Genomic DNA, 24428 nt, shown 5'->3' on the forward strand with positions numbered 1-24428 from the left:
GACGAGGAGGCACCGTTGCGGTACGCCCGGACACTTCGCGGCCACACCTACGTCTTCGACGGCCTGGTGGAGCTGCTCGCCAAAGCAACCCCGGCCCGCTCCGGCGACGTGCTCGCCGGCTGTGCCGCCGAATCCGAAGCCGAGCGGGTCGCCGCGAAGTGGGCGCTCGCGGACGTCCCGCTGACGACGTTCCTCACCGAACCCGTGGTGCCGCCGGAAACCGACGACGTGACCCGGTTGATCTGGGACCGGCACGACGAGGCGGCGTTCGCGCCCATCCGTCACCACACGGTCGGTTCACTGCGGGAGTGGCTGCTGGAGACGGCCACCCAGTCCGATGCCGCGTCGACGCTGTCGGCCGTCGCGCCGGGCCTGACGCCGGAGATGGTCGCCGCGGTCTCGAAGCTGATGCGCAACCAGGACCTCGTCTCGGTGGCGTCGGCGACCAGTGTCGTCACGGCGTTCCGCACCACGCTGGGCCTGCCCGGCAGGCTGGCCACCCGGTTGCAACCCAACCACCCCACCGACGACCCCACCGGGATCGCGGGCGCCGTACTCGACGGGCTGTTGCTCGGCGCGGGCGACGCCGTGATCGGCGTCAATCCCGCCTCCGACAACCCGCGCACCGTGGCCGACCTGCTGCGCCTGCTCGACGACATCCGGCTGCGCTACGAGATACCGATGCAGTCCAGCGTCCTCACGCACGTGACCACGACGCTCGAGCTGATGGACCGGGGCGCCCCGGTGGACCTGCCGTTCCAGTCGATCGCCGGCACCCAGCGCGCCAACGAGGGCTTCGGGGTCACGCTGACGATGCTCGCCGAGGCGAACGACGCCGCCCGGGCACTCGGCCGTGGCACGGTGGGCGGCAACGTCATGTACTTCGAGACCGGTCAGGGCGCGGCGCTGTCGTCCGACGGTCATCTCGGCACCGGCGGACGGCCCGTCGACCAGCAGACGCTGGAGGCCAGGGCCTACGGCGTCGCCCGCGCCTTCGACCCGCTCATCGTCAACACCGTCGTGGGCTTCATCGGGCCGGAGTACCTCTACGACGGCAAGCAGATCATCCGCGCCGGGCTCGAGGACCACTTCTGCGGCAAGCTGCTGGGCGTGCCGATGGGCGTGGACGTCTGCTACACCACCCACGCCGAGGCGGACCAGGACGACATGGACGACCTGCTGTTCCTGCTCGCGGCGGCGGGGTGCACGTTCGTGATCACGGTGCCGGGCGCGGATGACGTGATGCTCGGTTACCAGTCCGCGTCGTTCCACGACGTGCTGACCACGCGGCGCGTGACGGGCAAGCGGCCGGCACCGGAATTCGAGGAGTGGCTCGCCGGACTGGGGCTGCTCGACGGGTCCGGCAGGCTCCGCGAGCTCGATCCGGCCGCGTCCCCGCTGCGTGCCCTGACGGGGAGTTCGAGCGCATGAGCACGTTCTGGGAACCCCTGCGTGCGCTCACTCCGGCGCGCATCGGGCTCGCCCGCTCCGGCGACGGGGTCGGCACCCGGCACGTTCTCGAGGCCGCCGAGGCGCTGGCGCTGGCCCGCGACGCCGTCCACGGCCGGCTGGACGTCGAGCGCCTCACCGACGAGCTCCGCGGACTCGGGCTGGGCGAACCGGTGCACGTGCCCTCGGCGGCCCCCGACCGCGCCACGTACCTGAGCAGACCCGACCTCGGCCGCAGGCCCGCGGCACCGCCCCCGGCGCGCGAGGAACCGGTCGACCTCGCGGTGGTGCTCGCCGACGGGCTGAGCGCGGAAGCCGTGCATCGGCACGCCGTCCCGCTCCTGGAGGCCCTGCTGCCGGAGCTCGATGCGGGCACGTCGGTGGCGCCGCCCGTGATCGCCACTCAGGCGCGCGTCGCGCTCGGCGACCACATCGGCGCCGCGCTGCGAGCGCGGCTGGTGCTGGTGCTCATCGGCGAACGGCCTGGACTGTCCTCTCACGACAGTCTCGGCGCCTACCTGACATGGGCGCCCGCGCCCGGCGTCCAGGACTCCGCGCGCAACTGCGTCTCGAACATCCACCCACCGCACGGTCTCGACCACGCCGCCGCGGCGCGCACGCTCGCGGGATTGATGGCGGGAGCCCGGCGCCTGGAGGCCACGGGCGTGCGACTGAAGGACACCGGCGGCCTGCTGCCGGGCTGAACCGGCTCGCGGACGCCACACACAGCCCGTCAGCCGAGGACCTCGCGCAGCCTGCGCGCGAACGCCTCGGGCACCCCGGGGGTGCCGAACTCTCCGCCGAGGAAGGCTCCGTGGCCGCCGGGGAACACCGTCGCCTGCTGGCCGAGCAGCGCCGCGGTCGCCTCCGCGGCCCGTCCGGTGAACGTGCCCGAGGAGTCCTCACCGACGCCGATCACGATCCGCGTCGGTGCCGCGCGCAGCGCGTCGACATCGGGCCGGTGGTCACTGACGGCCCACGACCGGTCGGAGAGCAGCGGGTCGTCCCGGGAGCCGTCGTCCTCGGCCGGCAACCCGAACGCCGCGGGATCCGGTGCGGGCTGCGCGAAGTAGTCCTCGGTGAACTCGCCCCGCCACGACGTCATGGCGATGAAGGCCGCCATGCCGGCACCCCAGCCGCCCTTCTCGTACGCGTCCCGGAACGCGGCGCGGGCGCGCTCGGCCGCGGCGGCGTCGGGAAGCACCGGAATGAGCGGCGGTTCATGCGCCACCACCGTGAGCACGTCGGCCGGGTACCGGGCCACGAGCGCGAGCGCGGTCACCGCACCCCCGCTGCTGGCGAACATCTCGACCGGGCCGGCCCCAAGCGCCTCGATGAGGGCGTGCAGGTCCGCGGCCTGGGTCACGGGGTCGTGGTCGGTCCGGCCGTCCTTGCGGCTGCTGCGGCCCAGCCCGCGCGGGTCGTAGGTGACCACGGTGCGCTCGGACAGCAGCGCGGCCAGCGTGCCGAAGCCGCTCGCGGCCATGGGCTGACCGATCATCAGCAGCGGCGGCCGCCCGCCGGCGGCAGGCAACGGCCCGTGGACGTCGTAGGCGAGATCCACCTCGGGAGTCTCGAGAATCAGTGCGGTCATAGCTGTGCCGAGCCCCCTCCTGTGGTGACTCGGCACAGCGTAGGCCTTCGGGCGTGCGCACAGGGGCGATCGGTGCGGGATTGCCTCGTGCGGCGGCGATCCGGTCGCGGCCGCGCACCCGACCGTCACCGGCGCAGTGCCGTGCGATCAGTCGAAGTTCAGCTCGCCCGTGCGGGTGCGCTTCAGTTCGAAGAAGTCGGGGTAGCTCGCCATCGCCACCGCGCCGTCGAAGATCTTGACCGCGTCCTCGCCACGCGGAATCGACGACAGCACGGGGCCGAAGAACGCGACGCCGTTCACGTGCAGCGTCGGCGTGCCGACATCCATGCCGACCGGGTCCATGCCCTCGTGGTGGCTGGCGCGCAGCGCCTCGTCGTAGTCGGTGGACGTCGCCGCGCCGATCAGCTCGGCGGGCGCGGAGACCTCGGCCAGCGCTTCCTTGAGGACCAGGTCGATGTCCTTGTTGCCCTGGTTGTGGTAGCGCGTGCCGAACGCGGTGTAGTAGTCGCGCAGCACCTGCTCACCCTGCTGCTGGGCCAGAGCGACGGCGACCCGCACGGGGCCCCACGCCTTGCGCATGAGCTCCACGTACTCATCGGGCAGGTCACGTCCCTCGTTCAGGACCGCGAGACTCATCACCCGGAACCTCAGGTCCAGCTCGCGCTGCTTCTCCACCTCGAGAATCCAGCGGGAGGTGATCCAGGCGAACGGACACACCGGGTCGAAGTAGAAGTCGACATGCGTCTTGCCGTCGGGTTGCCCTGTGGTCATGGACTCTCCTGATTCGTCGGTGCTGCAGGCGGGTATAGCCCTCACGCCTGGCAACAGCGGCGACACCCCCGTTGTTCCCCGTCGCCGTCCGTGGCGTACGCATGATTGGATGCGCTGAGCAGAACGACAGACAACCGCAACCAGCACAGAGGTGCCCGTGCCCGCCCCAAATCTGACCCGTGAGCAAGCCAAGCAGCGTGCCGAGCTGCTGACCGTGCAGTCCTACGACATCGTTCTCGACCTCACCGACGGCCGAGGCGGCCCCGGCGAGAAGACGTTCGATTCCAGGACCACGATCACGTTCTCGGCGGCGCGACCCGGCGAGAGCTCGTGGGTGGACATCGTCGCGGAAGGTGTCCGTTCGGCGACCCTGAACGGCTCCCCGCTGGACGTGTCGGGGTACGTCGAGGACAACGGCGTGACGCTGCCGGACCTCGCCGCCACCAACGAGCTCGTGGTGGAGGCCGACTGCCGCTACATGAACACCGGTGAGGGCCTGCACCGCTTCGTCGACCCTGTCGACGGTGGTGTGTACCTCTACACACAGTTCGAGACGGCCGACGCCAAGCGCATGTTCGCCTGCTTCGACCAGCCCGACCTCAAGGCCACCTACCGGCTCACCGTGATCGCGCCGAAGGGCTGGAAGGTGGTGTCCAACGCGCTCGTCGAGTCGCAGCAGGACACTCCGGAAGGCGCGGTGCGCACGGTCTTCGCCGAGTCGGAGCGCATCTCGACCTACCTGGTGGCCCTCATCGCCGGTCCGTACGCGGAGTGGCGCGACGAGTACCGCGACGAGTACAAGACGATCCCGCTGGGCATCTACTGTCGGGCGTCGCTGGCCGAGTACATGGACGCCGACCGGCTGTTCACCGAGACCAAGCAGGGCTTCGCCTTCTACCACGAGAACTTCGGGGTCACCTACCCGTTCTCGAAGTACGACCAGCTGTTCGTGCCCGAGTTCAACGCGGGTGCGATGGAGAACGCGGGGGCGGTGACCTTCCTCGAGGACTACGTCTTCCGCAGCCGCGTCACGCGCTACGCCTACGAGCGCCGCGCCGAGACGCTGCTGCACGAGATGGCGCACATGTGGTTCGGCGACCTGGTCACCATGCGCTGGTGGGACGACCTGTGGCTGAACGAGTCGTTCGCGACGTTCGCCAGCGTTCTCGCCCAGGCGGAGGCCACCGAGTACACCGGCGCGTGGACGAGCTTCGCCAACATCGAGAAGTCGTGGGCGTACCGGCAGGACCAGCTGCCCTCGACGCACCCGATCGCGGCCGACATCGTCGACCTGCACGCGGTCGAGGTGAACTTCGACGGCATCACCTACGCCAAGGGCGCGAGCGTGCTCAAGCAGCTGGTCGCCTACGTCGGTCTGGACAACTTCCTCGCCGGGCTGAAGGTGTACTTCCGCAAGCACGCGTGGGACAACGCCACGCTCGGCGACCTGCTCGGTGCGCTCGAAGAGGCCTCGGGCCGGGATCTGTCGTGGTGGAGCGCCCAGTGGCTGGAGACCACGGGCCTCAACTCGCTGCGCCCGCGCTTCGAGGTCGACGAGAACGGGCGGTTCACGTCGTTCGCCGTTCTGCAGGGAGGCGCCAAGCCGGGCGCCGGGGAGCTGCGGACCCACCGGGTCGCGGTCGGCATCTACGACGACGTGGACGGCAAGCTGGTGCGCACCCGGCGCGTCGAGCTGGACGTCGACGGCGAGCAGACCGACGTGCCGGAGCTGGTCGGCGCCGACCGCGGCAAGCTGGTGCTGGTCAACGACGACGACCTCACCTACTGCACCATGCGCCTGGACAGCGACTCCCTGGTCACGCTCGTCGACCGGATCGCCGACATCACCGAACCGCTGCCGCGAACGCTGTGCTGGTCGGCCGCCTGGGAGATGACGCGCGAGGCCGAGCTGAAGGCGCGTGACTTCGTGACACTCGTGCTGCGCGGCGTCCACGCCGAGACCGAGGTCGGTGTGGTGCAGCGGCTGCTGCTGCAGGCGCAGACGGCACTCAACTCCTACGCCGAGGAGAAGTGGGCGAGCGAGCAGGGCTGGCCGGCGTTCACCTCGCGTCTGCTGGAGCTGGCGCGTTCCGCCGAACCCGGCTCCGACCACCAGCTCGCGTTCGTCAACGCGCTGACGGGTTCCGTGCTCGACGACGCGACGCTCGATGTGCTGGCCGGCTGGCTCGACGGGTCGGCCGCGCTGGAAGGCCTCCTGGTCGACACGGACCTGCGCTGGCGGCTGCTGCACGCCCTGGTGGCGCACGGCAAGGCCGCCGAGGCGGAGATCGACGCCGAGCACGAGCGGGACAACACGGCCACCGGCCGCAGGCACGCCGAGCGCGCGCGGGCGCTGCGGCCCACCGCCGAGGCGAAGGCCGAGGCGTGGCAGCGCGCGGTGTACGACGACGAGCTGCCCAACGCCGTCAACGAGGCCATCATCGCCGGCTTCTCGCACCCGGCGCAGAAGCACCTGCTGGGCGAGTACGTCGCCACGTACTTCGCCGCCGTCGACGAGGTGTGGGCGCGCCGGTCCAGTGAGCGGGCGCAGCCGACCGTCGTCGGCCTGTACCCGTCGTGGGCGGTGTCGAAGGACGCCGTGGCCGCCGCCGATGCCTGGCTCGAGGGCGACCACGCCCCCGCGCTGCGCCGCCTGGTCTCGGAGGGCCGGGCCGGGACCGTGCGAGCCCTCGCGGCGCGCGAGTTCGACGAGAGCTGACCGGCCCCCGGCACGACGACGCCCCGGCACCGCGTTCGGTGCCGGGGCGTCGTCCGTTCCGGGGGGTCTCAGCGCCTGGGGTCAGGACCCGCCTGGTCGGCCATCATGCGCAGGCCGCCGATGAGGCCGCCGGTGAGGTCGCCCTCCTTGAACGAGGCGACCATGCTCATCACGGCCAGCTTGACGGCGCGGTCGGGCAGCCGGTGCATGGCGTCGTGGCCGGTGACGACCTCGACGACCCGTTCGCCCGGCGACACCGCGATGAGCACCGCGTTGTCGCCCTGCGCTCCGAGGGTGTCGTGCAGCGCCTCGGCGCCCTGGCGGCTGTCGTCACCGAGCGATCCGAGGTAGATGCTGAAGTCGAGCCCGGTCTCCCGGCTGGCCAGCGTCAGCGCCTCGTCGATCCGCGTGAGCTGCGGGGTGGTGAATGGTCCTTTTGGCGGAGCCGGTTCGTACATCTTGGCCACGGACACGCGACCGCTCGCCGTAACGGCCATGCCGGGCTGCAGGTCCGTGCCCTCCAGGCCGGTCGACCTGCCGTGCTCGGTCAGCTCACCAGTTCCCACGGGCACCTCCTCGAACCGTCGACGGCCGCACGGTCTCGCCCGCGTCCTGCGGACTGCCGGTGCTGATCGTGCTGGCGCTCCACCACATCGGCGGGTGGTCCCACTCCTGCCCCGGGCGATACCGTGGCCGGCCTGCGAACTTCGAGCGCAGGGTCACCACGGCGAACACGCCGTAGATGGCGAGCGGGATTCCCGCGAAGACCAAGGTCGTCTCGAGGATGCTCACGTGCGCAGGGTAGCTGACGTGCGCAGGTTCCACCGCACGCGGCACAACACGTCGCCGTTCGTCGCGGGAAAGGTGCCGTCCGCCGCTTGCCGCACGCGCAATCCCACGTTGGGCTGAAGCGCTGTTCGCAGACGGTTGCAACTCAACGTACGGGCGGCGGCACCCGTCGCCACAGTCTTGTTAGGGCAGTGAAATGCTCGTACGTTTTTCACACGTACGGGCCTTGCGCCGCACAATCCCTTCCCCACCAGGCCAGATGCCGGTCACAGGAGGACTCATGTTCACCGTCCTGATCCCCGCCGAGACGAGCCACAACACCGTTTCGTCCGACTCCGCGACGCTCGTGGACCGCGGCACGCGGGTCACGCGCGGTACACGAGTCACCTGTGGCACCCGGGTGACGGCTGGTACGCGGGTTACCCGCGGTACACGGGTCACGCGGGGCACGCGTGTCACCGCCGGGACACGGGTCACCGCCGGCACGCGCGTCACGCGGGGCACCAGGGTCACCCGCGGTACGCGGGTCACGCGCGGCACCAGGGTCACGGCGGGTACGCGCGGCACCCGCGTCACGCGGGGCACGCGCGTCACCGCCGGCACCCGCGTCACGGACTGACACAGCCCCTCACCGGATCTACGGCAGTCGTTCCGGCTACATCGCACCACCACGGCAGCCGCCCGGCCGCGACTCAGGCGGCCGGGGCGCCGAGGTGCCGACATCTCACGCGGCCGGAGCGCCGAGGTAGCGCTGCCAGAGCGGGTCGGCCTCGGTCGAGTGCGCGAGCAGTCGCCAGTGCGGACCGTGCGGCGCGCGCGGGACCACCCGCAGCCGCCACCCGATCTCCGACAGCAGCTTGTCCGCCTTGCGGTGATTGCACTTGGCGCAGCAGGCCACACAGTTCTGCCACGAATGCGCGCCGCCGCGGCTGCGCGGGACCACGTGATCGATCGTCTCGGCGCGGCCGCCGCAGTAGGCGCAGCGGAAGCGATCCCGATGCATCAACCCGGCTCGCGTCAGCGGGACCTGCGCCCGGTACGGTACGCGGACGTAGGTGCTGAGCCTGATCACCGACGGGACGTCCACCGTCATGGTCGCGGCGTGCAACCTCAGCCCCGACGGGTCCTCGTGTACCACTTCGGCCTTGCCGCAGACGAGCAACACGATGGCCCGGCGCAGCGGCAAGGCCGTCAGTGGCTCGAAGGTGGCGTTGAGCAGGAGCACCCGGCGCTTGCCCCAGGCGGGCGCCGACGAACCGGGGCCGGCATCTCGCGCGCGGCGTGCACCGTGCGTGCGGGTGATGCGGCCTGCGCGCGACGGTGGTCCGGTCGGCTGCGGCCCGGTCTGGGCAGCTCCACCGAGACTCACGCCGGAACCCGGCGCGCACAGCAGCGCCTCAGACGCCTGCCCGGCCGGATGCCGGGTATGGGCGCCGCGAGGACTCGGTTGTCGGTCTGGCACGCGACCACCTCCACCGGTGCAGCCCTAGTCGACCACACATCGCCCCTGGAACGCACGTGTGTTAGGCAACGTGTCCGTTCCAAGTACGGTTGCGGGTGAACTCGACGTGGTCAACATGCCTCACCGGGGGTCAGAACGGGGCTAGTCAAGTGGGCGGCGTCACAACGATGGAAGGAGCATTTCCCCAAGTGGACCAGCTGCTCAGCGATCCCCCTTCCTGCATTCAGGAAGCGGGCACCTGGTGCCAACAGATCTGGCGGCTCACCGGGAACGAATGGCTGGCGGGATCGGCGAACTGGCTCGTGGCGAAACCGCTGCGGATTCTGTTCATCGTCGTCATCGCCGTCGTGGTGCGCTACGCCATCCGCAAGCTGATCGACCGGCTCACGCGAACGCCGGAGGGCGACTCCGACGGCAAGAAGTTGCCGACGCTGCTCCGGCCGCTGCGGGAGCGTGCTCCCGAGGTGCTCGGCCCCGTCGTCCTCGAACGACGCCGTCAGCGCGCGAAGACGATCGGCTCGGTGCTCAAGTCGGTGACGACGGTGGTCGTCTACGGCATGGCCTTCGTGCTCGTGCTCGGCGAGCTCGGCATCAATCTCGCCCCGATTCTCGCCTCGGCGGGCATCGTCGGTGTCGCCATCGGTTTCGGTGCCCAGAACCTCGTGCGTGACTTCCTGTCCGGCATCTTCATGATGCTCGAGGATCAGTACGGCGTCGGTGACGTCGTCGACGTCGGCGAGGCGGTCGGCACCATCGAGGCCGTCGGCCTGCGCATCACGACGCTGCGGGACCTCAACGGCACTGTCTGGTACGTCCGCAACGGCGAGGTGCTCCGGGTCGGCAACTTCAGCCAGGGCTACGCCGTCGGCGTGGTCGACATCCCGCTCAGCTACGACGCCGACGTCACCAAGGCCACGGCCCTGCTCGAGGAGGTCGCCGCCGAGGCCGCGCAACGTCCGGCCGTGGCACCCGACGTGCTCGAGCCGCCGGAGGTGCTGGGTGTGGAGAACGTCACGCCCGAGGCCGTGCACCTGCGGGTGACCGTCAAGGTCCGGCCGGGCAGGCAGTGGTCCGTGCAGCGCGCGCTGCGGGCGGAGATCATGTCGGCCTTCGAGCGGGCGGGCTTCGAGCCGCCGCTGCGCCGGCTGTTCCCGAGCAACTCCGGCTCCTCGTCCAACGGCTCCTGAAGCCGCCGACGCAGGCAGGCAGGCAGAATGAAGGGGTGGCAGATGTGAGCAGCGAACCCGGAGCCGTCGACCCCCGCACGTTCTACGAGGCGGTGGGCGGCGAACCGACGTTCCGCAAGCTCGTCGCGCGCTTCTACGCGGAGGTCGCCGACGACGAGGTGCTGCGCCCGCTGTACCCCGAGGAGGACCTCGGTCCGGCTGAGGACCGCCTGCGGTTGTTCCTCATGCAGTACTGGGGTGGCCCGCACACCTACTCCGACCAGCGCGGGCACCCCAGGCTGCGGATGCGGCACGCGCCGTTCAAGATCGGCCCGATCGAACGGGACGCGTGGCTGCGGGCCATGCGGATCGCCGTCGACGAGAGCGGCATCGAGGAGCCCTACCGCGGCCAGCTGTGGCAGTACCTGGAGATGGCCGCGCACTCGATGATGAACAGCTGGGCGTGAGCCCCCATGCGCAGAGCCCCCGCCCGGCGCACTGAGCCCGCGGGCGCCCACTGGTGGCAGAACGCCGTCCTGTACGAGGTGTTCGTGCGTTCCTTCGCCGACTTCGACGGGGACGGCGTCGGCGACCTCGAGGGCATCCGCGACCGGTTGGGCTACCTGGAGCTGCTCGGCGTGGACGCGGTGCGGCTGACGCCGTTCTACCTCTCCCCGCTTGCCGACGACGGCTACGACATCGCGGGCCCGCGCGCCGTCGACCCCGTGCTCGGCAACCTCGACACCGTGCGGGCCCTCGTCGCGGAGGCCCACGCCGCGGGTGTGCGCGTGCTCGTCGACGTGGTGGCCAATCACACCAGCGACAAGCACATGTGGTTCGCCGCGGCGCTCGCGGCGGCTCCGGACAGCCCGGAGCGCCATCGGTACCACTTCCGCGACGGCCGCGGGCCGACCGGCGAGCTGCCGCCCAACAACTGGCTCACCGACGAGGGCGAGCCCGCCTGGAGCCGCGTGCCCGACGGGCAGTGGTACCTGCACCTGTTCGGACCTCACCAGCCCGACCTGAACTGGTCCGACCCGGACGTTCAGGCCGACTTCGAGCAGACCCTGCGGTTCTGGCTCGACCTCGGCGTCGACGGCGTGCAGATCGCCGCCGCCCACGGCATGGCCAAGCCGCGCGGGCTGCCGGACGCCGACGCCTCGGGCGACCCGCGGTTCGACGACGACGGCGTCCACGACGTGCACCAGCGCATCCGCAAGGTGCTCGACGCCTATCCGCACGCCGTGTCGCTCGGCGAGATCCGGGTGCCCGACGAACGGCGGTTCGCGCGCTACGTGCGCCCGGGCGAGCTGCATCTGGGGATCAACTTCCGGCTGGCGTCGACGCCGTTCGACGCCGACGCCCTGCAGAGCTCGATCGAACGCTGCCTGGCCACGGTGGCTGCCGTGGGCGCGCCTCCGGCGTGGGCGCTGGCGAGCCACGACCTGCCACGGCTGGTCTCCCGTTACGGCGGCGGCAGCCGGGGCGTGAACCGCGCCCGCGCGATGGCGCTCGTGACGCTCGGACTGCCCGGTGTCGTGAGCATCTATCACGGCGAGGAACTCGGACTGCCGGACGCCGACACCGTGCCGCCCGGCCGCGGGTCACGGGTGCCGATCCCGTGGGAGGGCGCCGCGGCACCGTACGGCTTCTCCAGCCGCTCGCGCACGTGGCTGCCGATGCCACCGGACTGGGCCGACCACACGGTGGAGGCCCAGCTCGAGGACCAGACCTCGATGCTCTCGCTGTACCGGCACGCGCTGGAACTGCGCCGCGAGAGTCCGCTGTTCGCCGGTACCGAACTCGAGTGGTACGGCGCACCGCCCGGCTGTTTCGCCTACCGGCGCAGGCCGGGTGGGCTTGTGTGCGCGCTCAACACCTCGGCCGCGCCGGTGCCCGTGCCACGCGGCGAGGTCCTGCTCGCCAGCGCACCGCTGGTGGACGGCAGGCTGCCTGCGGACGCCGCCGCGTGGCTCGACCCCCGGTCGTGAACGGGCCCCTCAGCCCCGGCCGTAGCTCGGCTGTGTCTGCGCGTTGAACTCGTCGTAGCGCACCGACTTCGCGGGGGCTGTCCGCGGGTCGTTGACGGCGAGCACGTCGAGGCCCTTCTGGATGTCGGACGAGTAGACGTGGCCGTTGTAGTAGTACGCCGACCAGGTGCCACCGGTGATCGGCTGGGTGTCGGACAGCGGACCACGCTCCCAGTAGCCGATCTCCTTCGGGTTCGCGGAGTCGGTGAAGTCCCACACGGACACGCCACCCTGGTACCACGACTGGACCATGATGTCGCGGCCGGCGACCGGGATCAGTGATCCGTTGTGTGCCACGCAGTTCTCCGTCTCCGTCTGGTGGCGCGGGATCTTGTAGTAGCTGCGGAACTCGAGGGCCTTGTCCACGCCCTCACCCGTGATGTCGTAGATGCCGTCCGCGCCGCGGTTCGGGCCGAACCGGGCGTTGCACGTCGGGAGGCCACCGCCGCCGAGCTCGTCGGTGAAGACGACCTTGGTGCCGCTGTTGTTGAACGTAGCCGAGTGCCAGAACGCGAAATTCTCGTTGTCCTGCACCCGGTCCAGCACACGCGGGTTGAGCTTGTCGGAGAGGTCGAACAGCACACCGTCACCCATGCACGCGCCCGCCATCAGATTCTTCTCCGGGTAGGCGGTGAGGTCGTGACAACCCGTGGTCGCCGAGCGCCGCGTGCCGTCCGGGTTGTCGCCGCCGGGGTTGCCGCCGTCGGGGAACAACACGGGTGTGGCGACGACCTCCGCGTCCTCCGGCGAGTCCACCGGCACCTCGACGATCGAGATCTTGTCGTGCGGTGGCTGGCAATTCGGCAGCTCGGGCGCGGGTGAGTACGAGGAGACGTAGACGAACACCGAGCCACGGCTGGGGTCGGGCACCATCGTGTGCGTGTGCGAGCCGCAGTCGGTCCGTACCGCGGCGACGTACTCCGGCGCCGACAGGTCGCTGATGTCGAAGACCTTGATGCCTTCCCAGGAGTCCGGATCGGACGCCTGGGCGGGTTCGCTGGTGCAGGAATCGTTGGTCCGGGCGTAGTCGGTCGACAGGAACAACAGGTCGCCGGACACCGACACGTCGTTCTGGCCACCGGGGCAGACGACCTGGCTCACGATGCGCGGCTTCTTCGGCTTGCTGATGTCGTAGACGGTGAACCCGTCGTAGTTGCCGACGATGGCGTGGTCGTCGGTGAACGCGATGTCCGTGCCGAACGCCTGCTCGGTGTCGAAGGGCGCCTGCTTCGGGATATTCGCCAGCTGGCGCATGTTGGGGCTGTGCACGATCTCGTCCACGCCGGGGGTCTCCTGCGCGACCGCGGCCGGGGCGATCGTGCCCCCGAGCAGCGCGGCGGCGGCCACGATCACAACCCGGTTCCACCGACGACGTCCGCGTGGATTCATGGTGAAGACTCCTCTTCCCTCGCCGGCGAAAGTGCACACCATTGTCGTCCGGGGACCGGGCACCGGATAGCGACGAATGGATGGTTTCGACGGCGCCCGTCCGGCCGCTGTTGACTTCCCCCGCGCCGCCGGGTTCGCTGGCGCGCATGGGAAGGCGGCTGGCGGCGGCAGTGGCCGCGCTCTTCTGTCTGGCGGCGGGCTGCACCGGCGAGGCCCCCGAGCCGCGGCGGGACACGACCGGCGTGATCGTGCCCGGCCGGCCCGGCGAGCAGGCCACGGTGGTCCCGGGCGGGGAGGCAGGCGACTACCGGCGTGCCGGCGCGCCGAGCGAGGCCGATGTCGCCTACGTCCGGATGATGATCCCGCACCACCAGCAGGCGATCACGATGACCGACCTGGTCGCCGACCGGGCGAGCAACGCACAGGTCAAGGCCATCGCCGAACGGATCGCGGCCACGCAGCAGGCGGAGATCACGCTGATGCGCTCGTGGCTGGCCGACCATGGCCACAGCCACGCCGACGGCGGGCACGGCGGGCACGCCCGGATGCCGGGCATGGCCACCCCGGAGCAGCTCGAGGCTCTGCGTGCCGCCGAGGGCGCCGAGTTCGACCGGCAGTTCCTCCGGCTCATGATCACCCACCACGAGGGCGCGCTGACGATGGCCGAGGACCAGCTGGCCCACGGCGTAGACCCGCGGGCCGTGGCGATGGCTCAGGACGTCGTCACCGGGCAGACCGACGAGATCGGCCACCTGCGGCGGCTGCTCGGCTCCTGACCGCGGCGGCTCAGTCCTCCTTCAGCCGCGCGACCACCTCGGCGATCGCGGTCGTGATGTCGGCCTCGGCCCTGGCCTTGTCCACGCCGAGCCCGGCGAGGACGCCCTCACCGTTCTCCAGTTCCAGCAGGGCGAGCAGCATGTGCTCGGTGCCGATGTAGTTGTGGCCGAGCCGCAGAGCCTCGCGGAAGGTGAGTTCGAGGGCCTTGCGCGCCGAGTGGGAGTAGGGAACCAGCTCGGGAGGCTGCTCGACCGGTGCGGGCAGCGCCGCGGTGGCCGCCGCGCGCACCGCCTCCGCCGCGGCGCCCTGTGCGGCGAGCACCTTCGCGGCGATCGCCTCCGGCTCGCTGAGCAGGCCGAGGAGGAGGTGTTCCGGCTGCACCTCGGCATGGCGAGCGCTCTTCGCCTCTTCATGTGCCGCCATCACGACGTTGCGGGCTCGTGGCGTGAAGCGGCTGAAGCCCTGGTTCGCGTCGAGCTCACCGGGGTCGGCCTTCGGTACGAACCGCTTCTGCGCTGCCTGTTTGCTGACGCCCATGCTCTTGCCGATGTCGGTCCACGACGCGCCGGAGCGGCGCGCCTGGTCGACGAAGTGCCCGATGAGGTGGTCGGCGAGTTCCCCGAGATGGTCGGCGGCGACGACGGCGTCGGAGAGCTGGTCCAGGACGTCGGGCCGCGCCTTCTTGATGGCGTTGATGAGGTCGTCGAGTTTGATCGAGTGCGTCATGCGTCAACTGTAGGTTGACGATTCTGTACCGTCAACCTACAGTTGCCTCGCATCCGCCCCCGTCGTCGAGTGCGTCCAAGGCCTCGGCGGCGGCCCACGCGACAAGGATGGATCCGGGAACGCCGGGCAGCGCCGCGCCCACCGCCCGCGCGACCGTCTGCGCGGTGGGAACGGGGACCGCGGCCGGGGCGGAGGCGCCGGCCTCCGGCTCGACGGCCGGTCGCTCCCGCGGGGGCCGGTCGACGCGCCAGGGCGTTTCCTCCGCCCGCACGCTCTGCAACCACTCCGCGGTCGGGTCTTCGGGAGCCCGTTCGTGTTCGGTCATGGTCTCAGCCTGGCACCCCTCGGGCCGGACCACCAGCACTCCCGCGTCAGAGCAGCAGCGGAAGCAGGGCGTGCCGGCGCCGCACCACGGCGCCATAGCGGGCGTCGAGCCGCAGCCACGCGTCGGTCGCCGTCACGCGCACCACGTCATCCGTGAGCGACGAGTCGACGAAACCCATGCCGGACAGTGCGAACAGGCACCGCATCGGCACCTTGATCTCCAGCTCTCCCCCGGTGACGGTCAGCACGGTCTGGTCCATCAGCGACGCGGGCGGTGTGCCGTGCGGGCCGACGTTCTCGCGGGCGAGCGCGACCCCCTGGTCGGCGAGATCCGAGACCACCGTCGCCGGGAGCGTGTCGACCTGCCGCCAGCCGGTGGCGGCAGGCAGCTCGGAACGCCAGAGCAGGTCCCGCGGCGGCCCGGGGTCCATCCGCTCCCCCGGGGTGACGGTGAGCGCGGCCAGCAGCTCGGATCCGGAGACCGTCACGTCGGCCGGCGTCACCTCACCCTCCACGGCTCGCGTGACCAGCACGTCGAAGGGCGTCATCGACCAGGCTTCCAGGATGCCCGGCGAGCGCATGCGCAGCCGCACGACCGCGTTGCCGTCGAGCCGGACCGCCCTGGCGATGAACGCGCCGAGGGTCTCGCGGTCCGCCGCGTCGGGGATCCGCAGCTCAGGCACGGCCGCCTCCCTGCGGGATGCGGGCACCGAGGAACTCGCGTTCGGCGTCGGTGAGCCGGCGCGGCCTCGCCGCGCCCAGGTCGTACGGCGCGAGTGTGGTCCGCGCCGTCACGGCAACCGGGTCCTGTTCGGACTGTCCGTTGTGGACACGATAGGCGAGGGTGAACGACGCGGCCCGCAGCTCGCTCAACGTGATCCCGACCCGGATGTCGGTGCCGTTGACCACGACCGGCGCCTTGTAGTCCACGGCGAGCCGCACCACGACGATGCCCTTGGCGAACTCGCCGAGCCCCTCGGCGGTGGCCTCGTCGAACAGCAGCGGAATGCGCGCCTCTTCCAGCAACGTCACCATGTTCGCGTGGTTGACGTGGCCGAAGACGTCCATGTCCGACCAACGGGGCCGGACCATCGTCACGTACTCGCTCATGGTCACCGGACCGTGCTGCGGATCTGTCGCGCGGCGACGGAGAGCGTGGCGAGGTCGATCCGCCCGGAGCGTTCGATCTCCTCCAGCGTCACCCGCGCCCTGGCCAGCCGCGAGGAGTTCGCCTGTTCCCACTGCGCGATCTTGTCCTCGACGGTGTCGTCGGGCTCGCTGTGCCGCAGGGCGTCCAGCGTGATGGCCCGCAGCGACGAGTACAGGTCGTCGCGCAGCGCCAGCCGGGCGAGCGCGTGCCACCGGTTGTCGCGGCCCAGTTCGTTGACCGAGTTGAGCATCCGGTCGATCCCGAGGTGGTCGGACAGCGCGAAGTACAGCTCCGCCGTCTCGGCGGGGCTGCGTTCGGTGTCCAGACCGACCTCCCGCTCCGCCAGCTCGGCCACCTCGATGACGTCCAGCAGGGAGTAGCCGAACAGCAGCTCGGAGATCCGGGTGGCGAGCTCGGCCGGCGCGCCCTCGCCCTTGAGCCGGTCCGCCTCCTGACGTGCCGCCTCGGCCTCGCGGCCCCGCAACAACTGACCGATCATCCCGGTGAGCCTGCGCACCGGCTCGCCGAACCGGCTGATCTCGGCACCGACGGCCAGCGGCTGCGGCCGGTTGGTGAGGAACCAGCGGGACGCGCGGTCCAGCAACCGGCGGGTCTCCAGCACCATCCGGTCGGCCACGTCGGAGGGCACGACGTTGTCGAGCGCGGCGATGTCGTGCCACAGCTCCCGCAACCCGTACACTCTGGTGACCACGGCGAACGCCCGCACCGCGTCGGTCGCCGTCGCGTTGAGCTCCTCGGCCAGCCGGAACGCGTACGAGATGCCCGCCCCGTCGACGACCTCGTTGACCAGCAGCGTCGTCGTGATCTGCCTGCGCAGCGGATGGACGGCGATCGCGTCGCGGAACCGGTCGCGCAGCGGCGTCGGGAAGTACTCCCCCGCCCGGCGGCTGAACACCTCGACGTCGGGCAGCTCGCTGGCGAGCAGCTCGTCCTTGAGGTCGAGCTTCACGTGCGCCAGCAAGGTGGCCAGCTCCGGTGAGGTGAGCCCGAGCCCGGCCTTCTCGAGTCGGCCGAACTCGCCGTCGGACGGCAGCGCCTCCAGGTCGCGGTCGAGCGCGCCCTTGGCCTCCAGCGCGGCGACGAGCCTGCGATGCACCGACAGCATCTGCGCCGTGTGTGCCCGGGCGACACCGAGCACGGTGTTCTGCCGGTAGTTGTCACGCAGCACGAGCTCGCCGACCTCGTCGGTCATCTCGCCGAGCAGGTCGTTGCGCTGTTGCCGGCTCAGGTGGCCCGCCGCGACGAGCTGGTCGAGCAGGATCTTGATGTTGACCTCGTGGTCGGAACAGTCCACGCCCGCCGAGTTGTCGAGCGCGTCCGTGTTGACCTTGCCCCCGTTGCGCGCGAACTCGATCCGCCCGCGCTGGGTGAGCCCGAGGTTGCCGCCCTCACCGACGACCTTGACCCGCAGCTGACTGCCGTTGACGCGCACCGCGTCGTTCGCCTTGTCACCCGCGTCCGCGTGACTCTCGGTCTCGGCCTTGACGTAGGTGCCGATGCCGCCGTTCCACAGCAGGTCGACCGGTGCCTGCAGGATCGCGTGGACGAGCTCGGCGGGTGACATCGCGCGCACGCCGGCGGGCAACCCCAGCGCCTCCCGGACCTGCGGCGTGATCGGGATGGTCTTGGCGCTGCGCGGATACACCCCGCCGCCCTCGCTGATCAGCGAGCGGTCGTAGTCGTCCCACGTCGAGCGAGGCAGCTCGAACAACCGCTTGCGCTCCCGATAGGACGACGCGGCGTCCGGGTTCGGGTCGAGGAAGATGTGCAGGTGGTTGAACGCCGCCACCAGGCGGATGTGTTCGGAGAGCAACATACCGTTGCCGAACACGTCACCGGCCATGTCGCCGATGCCGACGACGGTGAAGTCCTCGCTCTGCGTGTCCACCCCGAGCTCGCGGAAGTGCCGTTTGACGCTCTCCCACGCCCCCTTGGCGGTGATGCCCATCGCCTTGTGGTCGTAGCCCATCGAGCCGCCGGAGGCGAACGCGTCGCCGAGCCAGAAGCCGTAGCTCATGGCGACCTCGTTGGCGATGTCGGAGAACTTCGCGGTGCCCTTGTCGGCGGCCACCACCAGGTAGTTGTCGTCGCCGTCGTACCGGACGACGTCCCGGGCGGGCACGGTCCGGCCCTCGACGAGGTTGTCGGTGAGATCGAGCAGGCCGGAGATGAACATGCGGTAGCACGCGATGCCCTCCGCCTGGTAGGCCTCCCGGTCCAGACCGGGGTCGCCCGTCGGTGCGGGCGGGCGCTTCACGACGAACCCGCCCTTCGCGCCCACGGGGACGATGACGGCGTTCTTCACGGCCTGCGCCTTGACGAGGCCGAGGATCTCGGTGCGGAAGTCCTCCCGGCGGTCCGACCAGCGCAGGCCGCCCCGCGCCACCGAGCCGAACCGCAGATGGACACCCTCCACCCGCGGCGAGTAGACGAAGATCTCGTACGCGGGCCGGGGTTCGGGCAGGTCCGGCACCTGCTGCGGGTCCAATTTGAACGCCAGATACGGCCGCGGGGCGCCGTGGCCATCGGTGACCCAGTAGTTGGTCCGCAGCGTCGCGACGATCACGGACAGCAGCCTGCGCAGGATGCGGTCCTCGTCGAGACTCGTCACCGCGTCGATCATCGTGTTGATCTCGGCGATCTGGGCCTGACACTGGTCGTCGCGCTGCCCGTCCTCCGGCTGCCCGGGCCGGAACCGTGTCTCGAACAGCCGCACCAGCGCGGTGGCGACGTCCGTGTGCGCGAGCACCGCGTTCTCGACGTAGTTCTGTGAGTACGGCGTGCCGGCCTGGCGCAGGTACCGCGCGTAGGCCCGCAGCACCGCCGCCTGCCGCCACGTGAGACCGGCACGCAGCACGAGCGCGTTGAAGCCGTCGACCTCGCAGTCACCGCGCCAGGCGGCGGCGAACGCGTCCTGGAAACGCACCCGCAGGTCGTGCTCCGGCTTCTCGCCCATCGCCTCGAGCACCCTCGACTCGATGCGGAGGCCGAAGTCGTAGATCCACAGCCGGCCGCCGTCCTCGCGGGTGAGCTCGTAGGGTCGCTCGTCGACCACCTCGACGCCCATGCGCTGCAGCAGCGGCAACACGGTCGACAGCGTGACGCCCTCGCCGCTGAGGTAGAGCTTGAACCGGCGTTCACCGGGCACGGCGCCGTCCGGGAGGTAGAACGACATCCGCACGTCGTCCGGCCCGGTGAGCGCCTCGAGCGTGCGGAGGTCGGCGAGCGCGGTCTCGGCGGAGAAGTCCTCCTTGTACGCCTCGGGAAACACGGTGGCGTACCGCTGCCCCTGCTCGGTGGCCGATTCCTCGCCGGCGAAGGTCACCGCCTTGCCGTCGCCGGCCCGCTCCCGGCGTTCGGCGAGGATCGCCTCCACCATCAGGTCGTCCCAGCTGCGCACGGCCTCGTTGAGCCGTTCCTGGATGCGCAGGGTGTCCGGCTCGATGGGGGTGCCCGGGTCGGTGTGGACGGTGAAGTGGACCTGCGCGAGCAAGGTCTCGCCCAGCCGGGTGGCGTACTCGAGGTGGGTGCCCTCCAGTTCCTCGAGCAGCACCTCCTGCATCGCCAGGCGGGAGCGCGTGGTGTAGCGGTCGCGGGGCAGGAACACCAGGCAGGAGAAGAACCGCCCGTACGGGTCGCGGCGCAGGAACAGCCGCAGCCGGCGCCGGTCGGCCAGCGTGATGGCGCCGGTGGCGGTCGCGTACAGCGAGTCGGCGTCGGCGGAGAACAGGTCCGCCCGCGGCCAGTTCTGCAGCACCTCCAGCATCCGCTGGCCGGAGTAGGACTCCATGGGGAAGCCGGCGCGGTGGATGACCTCGCGAACCCGGCGCTCGACGACCGGGATGTCGAGGACGTCCTCGTGCAGCGCGGAAGTGGTGAACATCCCGAGGAACCGGTGCTCGCCGTTGACGTTGCCGTGCTCGTCGAACGTCTTGACGCCGATGTAGTACGGATACACCGGACGGTGCACAGTGGACGGCGCGCTGGCCTGGGTGAGGACGAGGAGATTCGGCGCGAGCGCCTGGGCCGCCGTGTCAGGTCCGGCGGTGAGACTGCGCGCGGCGAGGCTGTCCTGCCGCAGGACACCGAGGCCGGAGGCGAGCACGGCGCGCAGGGCGGGTTCTCCGCTGTCGGGGTCGCGGACCACCTCGTAGTGCCGGTAGCCGAGGAAGGTCAGGTGGCCCTCGGCGAGCCAGCGCAGCAGCTGGGCTCCATCGTGGACCTCCTCGCGCGGCAACGGTGGCGGCGCGGCGTCGAGCTCGTCGGCGATCGCGCGCGCCGTCTCGACCATCTTCTGCGCGTCCTCGACGACCTCCCGGACGTCCCCGAGCACCGACCTGAGCCGGTTGTCGATCTCGCGGGCACGGTCAGGGTCGCTGATGGAGTCGATCTCCAGGTACATCCAGGATTCGACGGTGGCGCCCTGCGGCGGCTCGGCGACGTCGGCCAGCGGGTGGACGTCGAGGAGCCGGCCGGTGACGTCGCGGCTGACCACGACGATCGGGTGGACGATGCGCTGTACCTGCACGCCACCGCGGGAGAGCTCGGCGGCCACGGAGTCCACGAGGTACGGCATGTCGTCCGTGACGAGCTGGATGACGGTGGCCTCGCTGGTCCAGCCGTCCTCGGCCGCGGTCGGGTTGAGCAGGCGCACGGCGGGACGCCCGGGAACACGGCGCTCGGCGAGCTGGAGATGGGAGCGTACGGCCGCGACGAGGTCCGCCGGGGGCTCGCCGATGATCTCCTCGGCGGGGATGAGCCGGTAGTAGAGCCGGACGAGATCGGCGATGTCCGGCGCCTCGGCGGCGGCCGCGTCGACGAGCTCGTCGCGGATCTGCTCCGGGCTGCGCGGCCTGCGCGCGGCGCGCGTATCCCCGGACCCCTCCGAGGGGCGAGTCGAGACACCGGTCGAGCTCATGTCGGGCAACGCAACTCTCCACTCCTGGCCTGGCCACCGCGATGTGCCGATTCAGTGGTTACCTTACTGTGACGGCCCGAAACGCAGTGCAGTGCCAGGATGCCGGGTCCACGGTCAGTGGTCGCCGCGGTGCCTGCGGCCGTTGACCGCGCGTGGCTGATCGCGGTCCCCGTCGTCGGCGCCGAACCGTGTCGCGAGTGCCGCGGCTCCCGACGTGCTCGCGTGGTGCTCGGCCAGCGCCCGCGCGAGCAGCTCCGCCAGCCCGGCATCCGGCGGCGGATCGTCGAGCGGGAGGGCCGGTGCCGGGTCGGTGCTGTCCTGGACGGGCTCGGCGACGTCGCTCTCGGGGCGCAGCTCGTCCAGCGGCGCGAGCGACGGCGGCAGCCGGAGCCGGGGCAACCACCCGTAGCCGTCGGACGGCAGGCCCGTGCTGTCGTCGTCGAACGGCGATTCGCGGTGGTCACCGGATGCCGACCCGGAGGTCTCCGCGGCCGCGGACCGGTTGCCGGTGTCGGTGCTGGGTTCGCGGGTGTCGCCGGTGGTGCCGATGCCGGTCGCGCCGGTGTCGGTCGTGGCGATGCCGGTCGTGGGCGCGCCGGTCTGTTCCGCGTCGCCGCTGCTGTCCGTACCGCGGGCGTCCGTCTCCCCGGTGCCGTATGTCCCGTCAACGCCCCCGTCGCCGGCGCCGTGCGTCCCGCCGCCGACCGGGTCCCCGGTGCCGTGTGCGTCAGCCCGGTTCAGGGCGTCGTCGGAGCGGGGGTCACCCGGATCGCTTGCCGCCCCGGCGAAGTCGGCGGAGTCGGCGATGGCGAGCCGCTCCGGCTCACCGGACTCGGCTGCTGCCCTCCGACCACGCTCGCCGGAATCGCCCTCGGCAGCGCGCCGCCGCCCGCCTCCGGTGAGCGAGATGCCGAGGCGGTCGAACACCGACCGCGCGGCCACGGAACCGTGTTCGGCATCGTGCCGCCGCGCACGTCGTCCCGGCCCCGACTCGCCGTATCCGAGATGATCGGTGCCACGCGCGGAGGTGGTCGAGCCGTCCTCGTGCGACTCGGTGTGCCTGGCGGAGTGGCTCGCCGCCTCGGCCGCGCCCTGCCCGGCGGTACCGCCGGGCTCTCCGCCCCGCGCCGACTCGCTAGGCGGACTGGCGATGTCCGAATCGGTGCCCGCCTGGGTTTCGGTGGAATGCCGGGAGACAGTGAAGGCAGGTTCGGTGGCCCAGTCGGACGGGACGCCACCGCCGTCACCGCCGACCGCGCTCCGCACCTCGTCACGGGCGGATTCGGCAGGGCCCGGCTGGTCGGCGCGAGCCCCGCCCAGGCCCCGGCTCGGTTCACTGTGTTCCGCTGCGCTGCCCGGCTCGTCCGCACGGGCGGTCTCGGGCTTCCCGGTCGGCGCGGTTGCGCGAGCCGACCCGGCTGTCGCCGTCCTGGCGGAGTCGTGGCTCCACCGGTTGACCACGCTCGCACCCAGCGGAGCCGAGTGCCGCACAGCACGGGACCCGTTCCCCCCGTTCGTCGGCGCCTCGGAACTGTGTGCGCCGCTCGCGGTCACGGGTGTGAGGATTGCGGTGGCCTCCACATCGGCCGAGCGTGCCGCCGCTTCGTGTTCCGGTGGCAGCCGCAGCATCGGCAGTACGACGCGTGGCCGCGGCGGGGAGTCCGATGTGGACTCGCTGTCGGAACCGCGGGTCGACGCCGCGGCAGGTGCCGGTGCCGGCGCATCGGTCTCGGCGGGCACGGCGTGTGCGGGCACGGCCTCGGCGGCGCGATCCGAATGCGCCTGCGCGGGCGCCGACGTGCCGGCCTGCGCGTCGGATTGCTGCTGAGCCGTTCGCGCCATGCTCGCTCGGGCGGCCGAGGCGATGACGTCGGCCAGGTCAACGGGAGCCTGTTCCCCCGAACCGAACTCGCTGGTGAGCACGGCACGGGCCTGACTGCGCGCGCGGGCGTATCGCTGTTCGGCCGCGCGGGCGTTGTGCAGGCACGTGACGGCTTCGGACGCCTGGCCGACGCGTTCCTCGACGTTCGCGAGCTCCAGCCACAACCGGGAGGCGAGGGCGTGGAGGTCGTGCCGCGACACGTTGTACAACGCGTCGCGCAGCATCCGGCCTGCCGATTCGGCGGCGCCGTTGCACTGCAGGACCCGCGTCGCGAGAGCCAGGCGCAGCCAGCCGGCGGGAGCGACGGCAGCGGCACGCTCGGGCGCGTCCAGCAGTGGCTGCGCGACCTCCAGGGCGAGCTCACCCTCCCCGCGATCGAGCAACGCGCACACGAGTTCCAGGACGAGCCGGACCCGGGCGAGACCGCCGTCGGTGTCCGGATCCTCCAGGTGGTCGAGGAACCCGATGCCGGTGCGGGCCGCGTCCGCCGCACCCATCACGTCGCCGTGCCTGCGCCGGTGAGCGGATACGCTGATCCGGATGAGCGCCCTGGCGACGAGCTTGTCGTCGACGCTGAGGGTGTCGTCGCCGGAGACGATGCGATCGCCCTCCAGGAGCACTCGGTCGAGTTCCGGTTTGCGCCCGAGCGTGCCGAGACAGCCGACCAGGTGGCACAGCGCCGTCGCCCGCTGGACCGACGAGAGGCCCGCGACCGTCAGCACCGGGCGGAGGATGGCCAGCCCGGTCAGGGGCGCGCCGACACTGCGCGCGCACACGGCGAGGTCCGTCCGTAGCTGGGCCGCCAGCACCGGCTGCCCCGCGTCCTCGGCGGCACGCAACGCCGCCACCGCACGCCCGACTGTCGATGCCCGGTGGCCGAGCCGCACGCGAGCATGCACGACGAGCGCCTCGGCCCTCACCCACAGCTCGTTCGCGCCGGCCGTCTCCGCCAGCGCGGCCGCCCGTTCGCCCAGCACCAACGCGAGCTCCGGTGCACGCAGCTCCAGGGCGTCGGCACGTTCGAGCAGGCGCTCCACAGAATCCAGTCCACCGACGGCACCGTTGTGAACAGCGGCTTCGCGGTCATGCACCGCGTTCGTGCTCGAGTGCTGAGTGGCTACCACGGGGACTCCGCTCTGTGAGGGCTATTCACATTCCAGCAGACGGGCGCGCCCTCACGTCGACGGAGGTCCGCCCGCGGCCGCTGTCCCCGGACGGCAGCCGACTCTCAGCCGGCCGCCGGCCCGGGACTGCCCGAACA

20 protein-coding genes are annotated in these 24428 nt (G+C 71.3%); 8 read left to right on the plus strand and 12 right to left on the minus strand.

What is annotated here, in order from left to right:
- The first annotated feature begins 15 nt into the window (after positions 1-15).
- Both ACFSZT_RS23250 and eutC read left to right on the plus strand, forming a co-directional pair.
- A complete protein-coding gene (locus ACFSZT_RS23250; protein ID WP_377384069.1) occupies positions 16-1431 on the plus strand; it encodes an ethanolamine ammonia-lyase subunit EutB in 1416 nt (471 codons plus the stop codon).
- Positions 1428-2153, plus strand: a complete 726-nt coding sequence (gene eutC / locus ACFSZT_RS23255; RefSeq protein ID WP_377384067.1) for an ethanolamine ammonia-lyase subunit EutC — start codon at positions 1428-1430, stop codon at positions 2151-2153. Before ACFSZT_RS23250 ends, eutC begins: the two co-directional genes overlap by 4 nt.
- Before the next feature lie 29 nt (positions 2154-2182).
- Here eutC and ACFSZT_RS23260 read toward each other — a convergent pair whose 3' ends face one another.
- A complete protein-coding gene (locus ACFSZT_RS23260; protein ID WP_377384066.1) occupies positions 2183-3043 on the minus strand; it encodes an alpha/beta fold hydrolase in 861 nt (286 codons plus the stop codon).
- 147 nt (positions 3044-3190) lie between these two features.
- Entirely contained in the window at positions 3191-3814 is a 624-nt protein-coding gene (locus ACFSZT_RS23265) for a mycothiol-dependent nitroreductase Rv2466c family protein (RefSeq protein WP_377384063.1), read from the minus strand.
- A 157-nt stretch (positions 3815-3971) separates the two neighbouring features.
- Here ACFSZT_RS23265 and pepN point away from each other — a divergent pair, with 157 nt between their 5' ends.
- Positions 3972-6533: an aminopeptidase N gene (gene pepN, locus ACFSZT_RS23270; RefSeq protein ID WP_377384060.1), complete on the plus strand. Its 2562-nt coding sequence runs from the start codon at positions 3972-3974 to the stop codon at positions 6531-6533.
- A gap of 68 nt (positions 6534-6601) precedes the next feature.
- On the opposite strand, the gene ACFSZT_RS23275 is transcribed toward pepN, so the two are convergent.
- A complete protein-coding gene (locus ACFSZT_RS23275; RefSeq protein ID WP_377384057.1) occupies positions 6602-7099 on the minus strand; it encodes a DUF5130 family protein in 498 nt (165 codons plus the stop codon).
- Positions 7086-7325, minus strand: a complete 240-nt coding sequence (gene ctaJ, locus ACFSZT_RS23280) for an aa3-type cytochrome oxidase subunit CtaJ (protein ID WP_377384055.1) — start codon at positions 7323-7325, stop codon at positions 7086-7088. Before ctaJ ends, ACFSZT_RS23275 begins: the two co-directional genes overlap by 14 nt.
- A 277-nt stretch (positions 7326-7602) precedes the next feature.
- Here ctaJ and ACFSZT_RS23285 point away from each other — a divergent pair, with 277 nt between their 5' ends.
- Positions 7603-7941: a hypothetical protein gene (locus ACFSZT_RS23285; protein ID WP_377384052.1), complete on the plus strand. Its 339-nt coding sequence runs from the start codon at positions 7603-7605 to the stop codon at positions 7939-7941.
- Positions 7942-8046: 105 nt separating this feature from the next.
- Here the strand turns inward: ACFSZT_RS23285 and ACFSZT_RS23290 are convergent, their stop codons facing one another.
- A complete protein-coding gene (locus ACFSZT_RS23290; protein WP_377384049.1) occupies positions 8047-8784 on the minus strand; it encodes an HNH endonuclease in 738 nt (245 codons plus the stop codon).
- 167 nt (positions 8785-8951) lie between these two features.
- Here ACFSZT_RS23290 and ACFSZT_RS23295 point away from each other — a divergent pair, with 167 nt between their 5' ends.
- The 3 genes from ACFSZT_RS23295 to ACFSZT_RS23305 are packed head-to-tail and all read left to right on the plus strand — an operon-like array spanning position 8952 to position 11941.
- Positions 8952-9971, plus strand: a complete 1020-nt coding sequence (locus ACFSZT_RS23295; protein ID WP_377384046.1) for a mechanosensitive ion channel family protein — start codon at positions 8952-8954, stop codon at positions 9969-9971.
- A 44-nt stretch (positions 9972-10015) separates the two neighbouring features.
- Positions 10016-10417: a globin gene (locus tag ACFSZT_RS23300; RefSeq protein WP_377384043.1), complete on the plus strand. Its 402-nt coding sequence runs from the start codon at positions 10016-10018 to the stop codon at positions 10415-10417.
- 6 nt (positions 10418-10423) lie between these two features.
- Complete coding sequence (locus ACFSZT_RS23305) at positions 10424-11941, plus strand: alpha-amylase family glycosyl hydrolase (protein ID WP_377384040.1); 1518 nt, start codon at positions 10424-10426, stop codon at positions 11939-11941.
- A gap of 9 nt (positions 11942-11950) precedes the next feature.
- Here the strand turns inward: ACFSZT_RS23305 and ACFSZT_RS23310 are convergent, their stop codons facing one another.
- On the minus strand, positions 11951-13369 hold the full coding sequence (locus tag ACFSZT_RS23310) for an LVIVD repeat-containing protein (RefSeq protein WP_377384037.1): 1419 nt from the start codon (positions 13367-13369) through the stop codon (positions 11951-11953).
- Between the two features lie 146 nt (positions 13370-13515).
- Here ACFSZT_RS23310 and ACFSZT_RS23315 point away from each other — a divergent pair, with 146 nt between their 5' ends.
- Positions 13516-14145, plus strand: coding sequence for a DUF305 domain-containing protein (locus ACFSZT_RS23315; protein ID WP_377384034.1), 630 nt, complete (start codon positions 13516-13518; stop codon positions 14143-14145).
- 10 nt (positions 14146-14155) lie between these two features.
- Here the strand turns inward: ACFSZT_RS23315 and ACFSZT_RS23320 are convergent, their stop codons facing one another.
- From ACFSZT_RS23320 to ACFSZT_RS23345, 6 genes are all read right to left on the minus strand, one after another.
- Positions 14156-14872, minus strand: a complete 717-nt coding sequence (locus ACFSZT_RS23320) for a Clp protease N-terminal domain-containing protein (RefSeq protein ID WP_377384032.1) — start codon at positions 14870-14872, stop codon at positions 14156-14158.
- Between the two features lie 31 nt (positions 14873-14903).
- Positions 14904-15197, minus strand: coding sequence for a hypothetical protein (locus ACFSZT_RS23325; protein WP_377384029.1), 294 nt, complete (start codon positions 15195-15197; stop codon positions 14904-14906).
- A 46-nt stretch (positions 15198-15243) separates the two neighbouring features.
- Positions 15244-15879, minus strand: coding sequence for a hypothetical protein (locus ACFSZT_RS23330; protein WP_377384026.1), 636 nt, complete (start codon positions 15877-15879; stop codon positions 15244-15246).
- Complete coding sequence (locus ACFSZT_RS23335; protein WP_377384024.1) at positions 15872-16306, minus strand: acyl-CoA thioesterase; 435 nt, start codon at positions 16304-16306, stop codon at positions 15872-15874. The genes ACFSZT_RS23330 and ACFSZT_RS23335 overlap by 8 nt, the downstream gene beginning before the upstream one ends.
- A gap of 2 nt (positions 16307-16308) precedes the next feature.
- The gene (locus tag ACFSZT_RS23340; RefSeq protein WP_377384021.1) at positions 16309-21285 is read right to left on the minus strand and encodes an NAD-glutamate dehydrogenase; all 4977 of its coding nucleotides are present in this window, start codon (positions 21283-21285) and stop codon (positions 16309-16311) included.
- Between the two features lie 114 nt (positions 21286-21399).
- Entirely contained in the window at positions 21400-24204 is a 2805-nt protein-coding gene (locus ACFSZT_RS23345) for a hypothetical protein (protein ID WP_377384018.1), read from the minus strand.
- Positions 24205-24428 lie beyond the last annotated feature (224 nt).

The organism is Prauserella oleivorans (genome assembly GCF_042685745.1).
Lineage (GTDB): Bacteria > Actinomycetota > Actinomycetes > Mycobacteriales > Pseudonocardiaceae > Prauserella_A > Prauserella_A oleivorans.

Excerpts from the sequence above, each read along its gene's own strand:
- ACFSZT_RS23310 (WP_377384037.1), bottom strand. The coding sequence starts at position 13,369 with ATGAATCCACGCGGACGTCGTCGGTGGAACCGGGTTGTGATCGTGGCC.
- ACFSZT_RS23325 (WP_377384029.1), bottom strand. The coding sequence starts at position 15,197 with ATGACCGAACACGAACGGGCTCCCGAAGACCCGACCGCGGAGTGGTTG.
- ACFSZT_RS23265 (WP_377384063.1), bottom strand. The coding sequence starts at position 3,814 with ATGACCACAGGGCAACCCGACGGCAAGACGCATGTCGACTTCTACTTC.
- ACFSZT_RS23285 (WP_377384052.1), top strand. The coding sequence starts at position 7,603 with ATGTTCACCGTCCTGATCCCCGCCGAGACGAGCCACAACACCGTTTCG.
- eutC (WP_377384067.1), top strand. The coding sequence starts at position 1,428 with ATGAGCACGTTCTGGGAACCCCTGCGTGCGCTCACTCCGGCGCGCATC.
- ACFSZT_RS23335 (WP_377384024.1), bottom strand. The coding sequence starts at position 16,306 with ATGAGCGAGTACGTGACGATGGTCCGGCCCCGTTGGTCGGACATGGAC.
- ACFSZT_RS23260 (WP_377384066.1), bottom strand. The coding sequence starts at position 3,043 with ATGACCGCACTGATTCTCGAGACTCCCGAGGTGGATCTCGCCTACGAC.
- ACFSZT_RS23305 (WP_377384040.1), top strand. The coding sequence starts at position 10,424 with ATGCGCAGAGCCCCCGCCCGGCGCACTGAGCCCGCGGGCGCCCACTGG.
- ACFSZT_RS23320 (WP_377384032.1), bottom strand. The coding sequence starts at position 14,872 with ATGACGCACTCGATCAAACTCGACGACCTCATCAACGCCATCAAGAAG.
- ACFSZT_RS23340 (WP_377384021.1), bottom strand. The coding sequence starts at position 21,285 with ATGAGCTCGACCGGTGTCTCGACTCGCCCCTCGGAGGGGTCCGGGGAT.
- ACFSZT_RS23295 (WP_377384046.1), top strand. The coding sequence starts at position 8,952 with ATGGAAGGAGCATTTCCCCAAGTGGACCAGCTGCTCAGCGATCCCCCT.
- ACFSZT_RS23315 (WP_377384034.1), top strand. The coding sequence starts at position 13,516 with ATGGGAAGGCGGCTGGCGGCGGCAGTGGCCGCGCTCTTCTGTCTGGCG.